The sequence below is a fragment of the Magnetococcales bacterium genome (genome assembly GCA_015228815.1).
Taxonomy (GTDB): domain Bacteria; phylum Pseudomonadota; class Magnetococcia; order Magnetococcales; family UBA8363; genus UBA8363.
In genome coordinates, this window is sequence record JADGCV010000070.1 from 1 (window position 1) to 11,202 (window position 11,202).

The 11,202-nt window shown below is 56.7% G+C and carries 9 protein-coding genes; all 9 read right to left on the minus strand.

All coding sequences use genetic code 11. The annotated features are described in order from the left end of the window. On the minus strand, window positions 1–117 hold a 117-nt coding region (locus HQL76_17385), incomplete at its 3' end, for an Rpn family recombination-promoting nuclease/putative transposase (GenBank protein MBF0110943.1). 2 nt (window positions 118–119) lie between these two features. Next, a complete protein-coding gene (locus tag HQL76_17390) occupies window positions 120–2,657 on the minus strand; it encodes a response regulator (protein ID MBF0110944.1) in 2,538 nt (845 codons plus the stop codon). Continuing rightward, window positions 2,645–3,088 carry a response regulator gene (locus HQL76_17395; protein ID MBF0110945.1) on the minus strand — a complete coding sequence of 148 codons (444 nt, stop codon included), beginning with the start codon at window positions 3,086–3,088 and terminating at the stop codon, window positions 2,645–2,647. Before HQL76_17395 ends, HQL76_17390 begins: the two co-directional genes overlap by 13 nt. A 15-nt stretch (window positions 3,089–3,103) precedes the next feature. Then, window positions 3,104–5,137 (minus strand): sensor histidine kinase, encoded by a 2,034-nt coding sequence (locus tag HQL76_17400; protein ID MBF0110946.1) that lies wholly within the window; start codon window positions 5,135–5,137, stop codon window positions 3,104–3,106. Then, on the minus strand, window positions 5,134–6,234 hold the full coding sequence (locus HQL76_17405; protein ID MBF0110947.1) for an NrtA/SsuA/CpmA family ABC transporter substrate-binding protein: 1,101 nt from the start codon (window positions 6,232–6,234) through the stop codon (window positions 5,134–5,136). Before HQL76_17405 ends, HQL76_17400 begins: the two co-directional genes overlap by 4 nt. A gap of 126 nt (window positions 6,235–6,360) precedes the next feature. Continuing rightward, window positions 6,361–8,727, minus strand: coding sequence for a CZB domain-containing protein (locus tag HQL76_17410; protein MBF0110948.1), 2,367 nt, complete (start codon window positions 8,725–8,727; stop codon window positions 6,361–6,363). A 226-nt stretch (window positions 8,728–8,953) separates the two neighbouring features. Continuing rightward, window positions 8,954–9,673, minus strand: coding sequence for a hypothetical protein (locus HQL76_17415; protein MBF0110949.1), 720 nt, complete (start codon window positions 9,671–9,673; stop codon window positions 8,954–8,956). Between the two features lie 115 nt (window positions 9,674–9,788). Next, on the minus strand, window positions 9,789–10,454 hold the full coding sequence (locus HQL76_17420) for an AAA family ATPase (protein ID MBF0110950.1): 666 nt from the start codon (window positions 10,452–10,454) through the stop codon (window positions 9,789–9,791). Window positions 10,455–10,703: 249 nt separating this feature from the next. Next, window positions 10,704–11,120 carry a DUF4351 domain-containing protein gene (locus HQL76_17425; GenBank protein MBF0110951.1) on the minus strand — a complete coding sequence of 139 codons (417 nt, stop codon included), beginning with the start codon at window positions 11,118–11,120 and terminating at the stop codon, window positions 10,704–10,706. Window positions 11,121–11,202 lie beyond the last annotated feature (82 nt).

The window sequence follows — 11,202 nt, forward strand, 5'->3', positions numbered from 1 at the left end:
GGAAAGGACCTCCCCGATTTCCCTGGGCAGACGTTCCCGCAGCAAAGTGCCCGCCGTCTCCGGGTTGGAGAGCAACGCTTTCAGGAACCGATCATGGGGGTGAACAATTTCAGCCACCGTCAATCCTCCGGGGAAATGTTCATGACAGGGTTTTTCAAAATTGTGTCCGGTGGTTGGGTCGCGAATTGCAGCAATACATCCAGCAATACTTTTTTTCGCACCGGCTTTGAAAGATACATGGTGCAACCCGCCTCCAGGCTGCGCTCCCGTTCTCCCTCCATGGCATGGGCCGAAAGGGCGATGATCGGCATGGCGGAAAGACCCTGCTCCCGTTCCCATTGGCGAATCATCCGGGTCGCGCTGTAGCCGTCCAGAACGGGCATTTGCACGTCCATGATCACCAGGTCGAACCTATTGTTCTCGACCTGGGCCACCGCATCCCTTCCATTGTTGGCGATCACCAGCCGATAGGGGGTGTGCGCCAGAAAGGCCTCGAACATCATGCAGTTTTCTTCGGTATCCTCTGCCAACAGGATTCGCAGTGGCCGGATCGCCGTGGAAGATCCCATCCCCGGAGGGGGTGTCTCCAGGGATGGGGTGACCAGGGCCGTGCGAACAGGCAGGGTGAATTGGAACACGCTGCCAACCCCGGGGCGACTTTCGACGTTGATTTCTCCCCCCATCAGCCGGACCAGCTTGCGGGAAATCGCCAGTCCCAGTCCCGTGCCACCATAACGTCGTGTGATGCCCGCGTCGGCCTGGGTGAAATGCTCGAAAATATGTTCGAGCTGGTCTTTGGCAATGCCGATGCCGGTGTCGGCAATGCGAAAAAGGAGGGTATCGGCGGTTCGGGAATCACGGGCCAGGAGAAGATCGATGCGTCCCTCATGGGTAAACTTGATGGCATTGCCCACCAGATTGATCAAAACCTGTCGCACGCGGCCATCGTCACCCAAGACTGCCTCGGGAATGCCCAGATCGATCTCCACTCCGAGGACCAGGCCTTTTTTGGCTGCCGACATTTGCATCAATTGTGCCGTTTCTTCCACCACCTGGCGCGGTGAAAAGGGTTCCTGGGCCAGAAGAATGTTGCCCGCCTCGATGCGGGAAAAATCGAGAATGTCATTGATGACACCGAGGAGCGACTTGCCCGAGGAATGCATCGTCTGGGCATATTGACGCTGTTCCTGATTCAGTGGCGTTTCCAGCAACAGTTCCGACATTCCCAGGACCACGTTCATCGGCGTCCTGATTTCATGGCTCATGGAGGCCAGAAAGCGGCTTTTTTCGCTATTGGCCTTGTCCGCGGCGATGATGGCCTGTTGCAACCGTTCATCCAACTGTTTGCGTTCGATGATCCCCGCCAGGGTATTGGCCACGGTATTGAGCAGTTCTTCCTCCTCGGGATCGCGGACATGATCCTTGGGCATGTAGACGTTCAACACCCCGAGAAACCGTTGCCGCGCCACGATCGGAACGCAATAGTGACTGTGGGGCAACATTCCTTCGCAGCGAATCGTATGTCGTTCATCGCGGGAATCGGCGAAGATCATGGTGTTGGTGGACATCGCCAGACCACACAGGCACTGTTTTTCGACGACCCGGGCACAGGTTTGGATCAGGGGGGAGAGAATGCCCCTTTGCGACTTCAGGACCAATTGCCGCTGCTCTTCATCGTAGAGAAAAATGACCCCCTTTTTCAGCGTCGCAAGCCAGCTCGCCGTCAACACCAGATCCAGGGCAACCTGTAATTGTTCGTCCAGGGAATGCGGCGAGGTTACCGACTGCAACAATGCGTTGATGAGAATCTGGTTTTGCAACAGGCGTTGGGTCCGTTGTTCCGATTGCTTGCGCAAGGTGATGTCCCGGGCGACCGCCGAGAAAAACCGTTTGCCGTTGGCCATCCAGGAAGAAAGAGACAGCTCCAACGGAAATTCCGTCCCATCCTTGCGTCGGGCGGTCAACTCCAGCAATTGTCCCGCCAGCTTCATCTCTCCGGTATCGCGCACCCGGGCCAGGGCGCGTGCATGGGCCTCATGATCGCGTTCGGGGATCAACAATGTCAGGGGACGACCCAGAACTTCCTCTTCGCGATAGTCGAAGATGACGCTTGCCCCACGGTTCCAAAACGTGAAACATCCCTCCTCGTTGGCCGAGAGGATGGCGTCGCTCGCCGAATCGGCGATGAAACGAAACTGGCGTTCACTTTCCACCAGGGCCGCTTCGATGTTCTTTTTTCCCTGGATCAGCCGCTGCCTTTCCAACACCCGTTCGATGGTGCCGCGCAACAATTCCGGATAGTTGTTTCCCGACTCCTTGACCACATAATCGCTGGCCCCCCTTTGCATCGCCTCGATGGCGATTTCAAGAGAACCAAATCCCGAAACCATGATTGCGGGCGGCGATTGCGGGTTTTCCATCAGCCTGGCCAGGACCCCGAGACCATCGATATGCGGCATTTTGTAGTCGAGGACCACGATATCGAAAAAGGACTCCCGCAATCGTTCGAGTCCGGACATTCCGTCCGGGGCAGTGACCACCTCGAAACCGGATCGGGTCAAGCGGCGTTCCACCAAATAGGCGAGCGCGGCATCATCCTCCATGTAGAGGATGCGTGGTCTGTGTCTGTCGGGTGAAACCGTGATCATGGACAGCATGGATAGGACATGATGTTGATCATGATCCCCATTCCCTGGATGGCCTTGGCAAAGGAGGCGGGTTCGACCGGTTTGTTGACAAAATTGTTGCATCCCAATTCATAACAAAGCTGCACCTCGCGCGGATCGTTGGTGGTCGTCAGAATGATGATCGGAACGACACGGCATTCTTCGTCGTTTCTCATTTCCCGGATGACCTGATAGCCATCGACCTCCGGCATGTTCAGGTCGAGCAGCACAAGCAGGTGAATCGGGCGTTTGTGTCCGGCGTAGCTGCCGCGGCCCAGAAGATAGTCGATCGCTTCACGCCCATTGCGCAGGCGGACGATCGGATTGATGATTCCGCCACGACGCAGATTGCGTTCGATCAGGGCGGCATGGGCATCCTCGTCCTCCACCATCAGGATGGTGACCGGTTGCATATCCTTCATGAAGAAAGACCTCCATCAAGAGTGTTTAATATTCGTATGAATCGCAGGGATTGTCAATCGAAACACCGTTCCCTCTCCAAGACTCGATTCACAGGAAATGGTTCCCCCGAGGCGGCGTATCAGGGTCCGGACGTAGGAAAGGCCGATGCCGTCGCCAGAGGTGTCCTGGCGCCCGACCCTTTGGAACATGAGGAATATTTTGGGAATGTCCGTGGTGGCGATTCCCCGTCCATTGTCCTGGATGCACAGGGTGACCGTTTTCGTGTCCTGGTGTGTTTCCCCGTGAATGCGGATGATCCCGGGACGGTGCGGTTCAAGGTATTTGATTGCGTTGGAAAGCAGATTGCCGATGATCTGTTCGAGGGCAAAACGATCCGAAACAAGGGGTGGGAGCGCATCGATGGTGATGGTGATGGTGATGCCCTTTTCCTTGACGGAAAATCCCAGGGCGTTGACATTGTTTTCGACCAGGGTGTGCAGGTCCAGGGGTTCGAATTTGAGTACCGTCCGGCCCATTCGCGACAGGGTGAGGATGGCATTGACCAGCCGTTCCATCTTGGTGGTCGCGGAGCGGATGAACCGGATGTCCTCGGGGATGCGCGTGTGTAGAAGTTCGGTAATTTCCTTTTCCGCGACGGGGTGTTCTTCGTTTTTTCGTGCCATGACCCCGGTGATCGATCGTTCCAGGGCTTCCAGGTCCATCTGCAATTCCTCGGTGAACCCCTGGACGCTGAGCAGGGGTGAACGAAGGTCATGGGAGACGATGTAGGCGAAATCCTTCAATTCATCGTTGGCCTGGGACAATTCCTGACTGGTTTGCCGGTGTCTGATCATCTCCGCGGTGATTTCCTCCATGGCTGTCTGTATCCGTTGGGCCATGCGATCGAAGGAACGACCGAGGATGCCGACTTCGTCATCTCCTGCGATTTGGGTGCGTACCGACAGATTTTCCTCGGAGAAGCGGCCCGCCGTCTGGCTCAAGGTGTGCAACAGACGGGTCTGTTTGCGAATCATGACGGTGTTCGACACGATCAGCAGAAAAAAAAGGATCAGGCTTGTGGCGATGATGCCCGTGACTTCCCGTTCCAGGGGGGCGATCAGTTCCTTGCGGTCCACCTTGACGACCAGCCCCATGCCCCATACGGGATTGATGCGAATGTGGCGGAACGCGGCCATGACCGGTTCACCACGATAATCCTGGGTTTCGATGAACCCCTCGTGACCGGTCGCCGCCAGAATGGCCGGAGCGGCTTTGATTTCATGCTTCATCGGTTCCGGGAAATGTCCACCGGGCAGTGGATGTTTCACGGTACTCAACAATAGGCCCGTATCATTGACCAGAATTGCCTCACCGGTTTCTCCCAGACTTTTTCCGGTGTCCAGGAGTCGATCGAGCAGACTGTCGGGATTGATGGCGGCGACAAGAATCGCCACGGCATTTCCTTTTCGGTCGTGAATGGGATGGCCGACCCGGAAAAGCGGCCATGTTCTTCCCGGCATCAAGATGGCCCGCCCTGTATAGCTTTCGTTGGCCAGCAGCACGTTGTCCACAAACCGATCGCGAATCAGGGGACGTACTGATCCATCGATGCTTGAAATGATCGTTTCTCCCGAAAGATTGATCAACTCCAACAATTCGAACTCGGGGTAGCTCGCGGCGATCGACTGCAGGTAGTGAAATGCCTGGGGATCGGTCGGGTCGGCAAACGAGACGGCAAGTTCGTCGAACGCCGTGCGATTGCTGGCAATGGCGCCAATATCTTTCTGTTTTTCCAACAACCACGCCTCGATCTGTTCCTTGTGCAGATTGGCGATCAGTTCGAGTTGACGCAGCGTTTCGGTACGTTGCTGCTGGACGCGCCCCTGCAATGGGGTCCATGGGATGCCCATCATGAATCCATGAACGATCAGGACCATGCCTGCCAGAAAAAGCACGCCGGATCCCAGAATCAGACGGGTTCCCAGATTCCATCTTCCCCCGAGCCAAGTTTTGACGATGGCCGGGATGGTCCCTCGGGCGGCACGGGGGTGGGTGAATGTCGGTGTCATTCCGGGAGGACTCCATGAATGTCGAAAACATCGAGATGGTGAAGGTTGGCGTCCTTGAGGATTCGTTCTCCCGTTTCAGGATGGAAACAATTTTTTATCGAGGTCCATGTGGCATGGGGCGGTATCTTGCCGATCCGCCCAAGAAACCGGGTCGCCTGTTCCAGATGTCCGTCGTTGGCCATGCCATTCCGCGGGAACAGGGGCAGCGACCACAGATGGCGGAGACTCTTTTGCGCCATCGGTTTCATTTCGTTGGCGGTAAGTGCAAATTCTTTTCCCAGAAAGTTGTGTATGCTCCGGGTGGACCAGGAAACGGCCAGGGAAAGATGGGCCTCGGAACGTTCCAGCCAGCGCAGTGCCCGGAATTGGGCCGCGACCAGGCGCTCGACCGCTTCAGGGTGGCGTTCGGCGAAGGTGTGCGCAAAGTAGAGGTAGCCGGTGGAGAGAAACTTGTGAATGACGTTGAAACCATGGCGCTGCGTCGCCAGAGTGGTGATGGGTTCCCAGGCGCTGAAGGCCTCGATGTCTCCCCGTTCGAGGGCGGGGAGCATGTCGGGGGCATCCATGGACACGAGGGTTACGTCCGCTTCGTTCAGGCCATTGCGTTCCAGGGCGGAGAGGAGCATGTAATGGGCGTTGGAACCAAAGGCATATCCCAGCCGCAGGCCACGAAGATCGGATAGAACCATGAAGTCACGGGAGACGATGGCGGTGAAGTTCATATCCATCAGGGATGTGACCCGGACGGGACCATTGGCGCAGGCGGAAATGGTGGGCATATCGCCGCCCATTCCCCCTTCCAGCTGGCCCGAGTGCAGCGACCGGTTGACATCGGCCCCCTTGGAAAACGGATGGAAACGGATTTCCATCCCCAGTTTCCGCAGTTCCCGGCGGAGGTGACGGTCCCGTTTCATCACCTCGGCGACGATGCCGGCGGGGAGCCAGAGGGGTTGAATCCCCAGGTCCAGAATTTTTTCGTTGGTTCCAAAGTCGTGATGGCGATCGTAGGACGAGTTGTCACCTGCCTTGACGGTGGAATCATGACTGATGGAGACCCACCGTGAAATGACAAACGCAAGGACGAAAAAACAGAGCATTGCGACAGGAAATCGGAGGTGTGATTGCAACGTCGATGTCTCCGTGGTTCTGTGTCGGCAGATCTTGGATGGGTTCGGGAAGGCGCCCGTCAGTTCCTTCCCGATTCGTTGGCGGTGACATGTATTTCAGGCAATGTCACCGGCCTCCAGATACAGATCATCCATCAGATCGAACAACCGATCCTTGACGGCGCTGAATTCGTCCATTTTTTTCTCGGCGGTCGTCACATCGCCATCGGCAACCAGACGGACGGTCTCTCTGGCCACCTCATGCACCTGCAAATGGACTTCACCCACCTTCTGAAAAATGGCCATATGGCCGAAACGGGCGGATCCATCACTGTAATACCATTTGCCAAAGTCGCATTCCCTGCCGCTTGCCACCTGCTCTGGTTTGAGGTCGGAGCGACCGCGGATGACGTTTTCCAGTTTTCCGAGCCATTTGAGATGGGCCAGTTTTATTTTTTCGACGGCGAAGGGTTCCGGCGTCATGGTCAAATCCTGGACCGAACGGGCCAGTTTTTTTCCGGGGACTGCCACGGTATCGATCAGGAGGGCGGTGTGATGGATGGCGCCGTTGACCAGGGCCTGGGTACGATGGATTTCCTGGACCTTGTGGTTGGCGCTCGATGTAAACGCGGCGGCCTCGCCGGCGGATCCGGACACCGTGACGGTCAGGGCGTGAATCTGTTCCGTCTGCCGGGAGAGGGTGCCGGCGGCGGTTGCCGCCTCGGATGCGGCACGGGCGACATCCTGGGCGCCGTTGGAGGCTTCGAGCGCCGAACGGGCAATATCCTGGGCCGCCACGTTCAATTCCTGGGAACTCCGCGTCACCTCGCCCGCGGCATGGGTGACATCGTTCATGGATCGGGCGATTTCGTTGATGCTTTCCGCCTGTTCATCCACCGATTGCGCGATTTCGGCATTGGCAGTGTCGATGCGCCGAATCGATCCGGTGATGTCGTTATTGGCTGCGGCAACCTCGCGGGTGTTGCCCTGGATTTCCAGAATCTTGTCGGCGATCATCCGGGTGGCGTCCGCCGTTTGTCGTGCCAGGTCCTTCACCTCGTTGGCAACCACGGCAAATCCCTTGCCTGCGTCGCCCGCCCCCGCCGCCTCGATGGCGGCGTTCAACGCCAGCATGTTGGTCTGTTCGGCGATGTGGCTGATCACGTTGACGACCTCGCCGATTTCGGTGGCCGATTGCGCCAGGCGGTCCATGACCGCATGCGTCCCCTGGGCTTTTTCGTTGGCCTGTCGCGATTCGCGGCTGGCATGGCGGCAACGCTGCCGCACCTGATCCAGCGAATCGTTGACGCCGCGAACCGCCATGGCAACCGTGGAGACGGAACGGTCCACCGAGGCCATGCTTTCGTTCACTCCGGCCAGATTGGCGGTGATCTCTTCTGCTGCCGAGGCCATGGTGTTGATGTTGGCGCTGGCCTGATTCGCCCCGGCGGCGATGGCGCTGATGTTGGCCGAAAGTTGTTCGGTGGCGGCGGAAATGGTTCCGATCTGGGCCGCGGTGTCCTCGACGGATTCCCGGATCGTCGTCACCTGGGCGTTCACTTGTTCATGGTCCCGGGCCGTCTGGCGCGACAGTTCAAAGCTGTTCATCGAATCCCGCGCCAGCCCGTCGCGCACCTCGATCAGGTCATTGACACAGGCGGCCATGGAATTCGATTGGAGAAACACCTGGCGGATCGTCGCGCGAAAGCGCGCGGTCATCCGGTTCATGTCCACCGCGATGCGTCCCAGATGGTCATGAGGTTCCGGCGGCAAGGGCAGGGAATGGGTCAGGTCCCCCAGGGAAATGCGGTCGATGGCGGTATTCAGATGGTCGAGCGGTCGTTGCACCACGCGCACCATCACCAGATGGATCAACAGAATCAACAGGGGGACGGACACCAATACGATGCCCGTGGAAAACAGACGCGCCTTTTCGACCAGGACGTCATTCCGCGCCAACGACAATGCCAACAGGAATACTCCGCGGACCGGTTGTTCCGGATCATGGCAATGGTGACACTCCTTGCGGTTGAGAAGCGGCGCGAGAATCGTCAAACGGCGGGCCCCGTCGCTGCCATCGGTCACAAGCCGCACCTCCTTTTGTTCCTTGACCGCCTGCTCCAGGTCCTCCTTGTAACGATCATCGATCCTTTTTCCTTCGTCCTTCAGGCGAAACCCTTCGCTGCCATCGACACGGAACAGGCGAAGGGTTTCCAGTCCCTCCACCTTTTGCAGCATTTCCATGTAATTGTTGGCTATGGAGGCCTTGCCGGTCAGCATGATCGCCTGCAAACCATTCCCGGCGGTCTGGGCGACCATTTCGATACTGTTCCGGTTTTGTTCATCAAGCCCCTGTTCCATGGCGGAAATCAGGACAAGACCCATGCCAATCAGGATGACCGTTCCAAGAAATCCAGAAAAAAGGGTTATTTTGCCACTGACCGATTTTCTGATGGCGGCAGGCAGAAAAAAATGAATGTTCATGAATGAACAGATTCCTTTTCCACAGCGGGATGTTGACCGAAGAATCGGCAATCCCGAAGGCCAGGGTGCGGGAACTCTGGCCGGGAGACGACGGAGGACGCAGCGGTGATGAGCATGAACTGCTGAAAATTTATAGTGATGGTTGCCTGATTTTCACCACTTCCTGCCTTTTGTCAAGGAAGAAATGGGGCCAATCAATGTCGCATCATGAACGAAAACCTGAAATTTACCAGGGCATGAATCTATTGATAAAACTCATGGGGCGGGTGGCGCCGTTCATGTCGTAGCTCATGACGTGGACGGCGCCGGTCATGGCGTTGACGGCCTGGGTGATGCCTTGAAGGTTGTGTTCGATGGGGGTGAGGGAATCAAGTTTGCGGGTGATTCCCTTCATGGAGGCGTTCATTTCGACGATGCTTTTGTTCATTCCGAGGACGCTGTTTTCCATGTTGCCGATGGATCCGGCCATGAAGGTGATCTTGTTGCTCATCATTTCGATGTTGTCGGCCATGTTTTGCATGTCCACCGACATGGTTTCCATGTTGTCGCTGATGTATTCGAGGTGGGTGGACATGAGTTCGACGTTGTTGGCGAGCATGCCGACATTGGAGGAAAGGGACCCCATGTTGAAGCCCATCTGCGGATCGATGGAGGAGGCCATGATGCGGATGTCCTGGGTGAGGCTGAAGATCAGGAAAAAGCCGTACATGGCGAGAATGATGAAGGCGAAAAGGGAGGGGTAGACGATCAGTTCCCAGCGGCGGGCGCTTTTGTCGAAACTTTTGGCGAATTCGGAGATGACTTTTCCGGAGCAATCGTTGCATTCCTCGTATTTGCCGACCGGGAGGAAGGGGGCGGGGTTGCGGAATGTTTTGTCATGGCGGTCGCCGGGGCAGGGGGCCTGACGTTGCGCAGGGGTGTCCGAGGGGTTTGTGCTGTCCGACATGAATCCTGGTACTCCCGAGTCGTCCGAGAATGATTGTTACCGTATCCGTACACGGTTCACGGTTCATTGTAACGCCAAAGTGCCGATCATCAAGTTTTCTTTTCTGTTTTTCTTGTCAACCCCGGCCAGTTTTTCTGGGTTGTTTGTGGGCCTCGGGGTAGAGGGCTTGGGCCAGTTGCATGGTTTCGCTGGCCGCCTTGGCGTCGCCGCCGAGTTCAAAGACGGCCCGACCTTCGCTGAAGGAGCGTCGGTAGGCGGTTCGTTGAAAGATGCGGTTTTCCATGACGGTGACTCCCGCAAGGGTACGGAGCGCCTCCTGTGTTTCGATGGCCTCGCGCATGCCGGGATGGGTATCGGCGCGGTTGATGAACATGTAGATGTCCGGCAGCGCTTTTTTGCCGGCGACGGTTTCGGCGATGATGTCGCGGAAGCGGGCGGTGGACCAGACGTCGGCCTGGCTTGGGGGGACGGGGACGACGACCCGGTCCGCCATGGCGATGGCCTGACGCATGGCCCAAAGGTTGGAGGCGCCGACATCGACCAGGACTTCGCCGACGTGTTGGCGCATGATCTTGGTGGGATTGGAGTCAGGGCGAAAGATTTTGAGTTCCGGGGTGACCCCTTCTTCCATGCGGACTTCATTGACATCACTCAGGGTCGCCTGGGGATCGAGGTCGAAACAGACGACGTTTTGTCCTTGTGCGGCGAGCCACACGGCAAGATTGAAGGTGATGGTACTTTTGCCGCAGCCGCCCTTGAGATTTCCAATGACTGTAATCATGTCTCAATCAAAGCCTTGAGGGGTGCGACAAACGAAGTGATGGACAAAATGGTTGACTTCGGGTTTGGCGACACGACGCTTGCCGATTTTCAAGTTGGACCCCAAATGGTCGGAGGAGTTTCACGCATTATGGATCTCTTTGCAAGACCCGATGGGGAAAAATGTCCTGATTTCCCCGGTGGGGGACATGAATGGGTTGCAGCATCCGGTGCAGGACCAAAAGAGATGGACGGTTCTCGGGAAAAGGTGTCACGCCTTGTCCGAAAAAACATCGTCCAGGGACTGGGCATCGAAGATACGAAGGCTCCAGTCCTCCAAGGATGACAAGTCTGCTTTGGCGATCTTTTCGCTAGCCCAGTCGGGTACAGTGCCGAAACGGCGTTTCAATTGGCGGGTTAGGATTTTTGCTTCACCGATCTGCTCACCTTCCCATTTACCCGCACCGTAGGTGGAGAGTACAAAGCTTGCCTGGTCATGTAGTTCGTCCTGATAGCGTTCATAGGCCTTGCGTTCCATCTCTGGCAATTGCAGGACATCAAGTTTTTCTTTGGCCTTTTTCAGTCCACGAGCCGTAAAATCATCACGGATATCGGAATTTTTTAAAAAATAGACCCACTCATCCAGGGTGTCGCGGGCGACATCATCAAAATTTCTCACCTTGATCAAGTAATGCTCTGGGAAGGTGAGCAGATCGGTGAAGCAAAAATCCTAACCCGCCAGTTACAGCGACGCTTTGGCAATTTGCCCT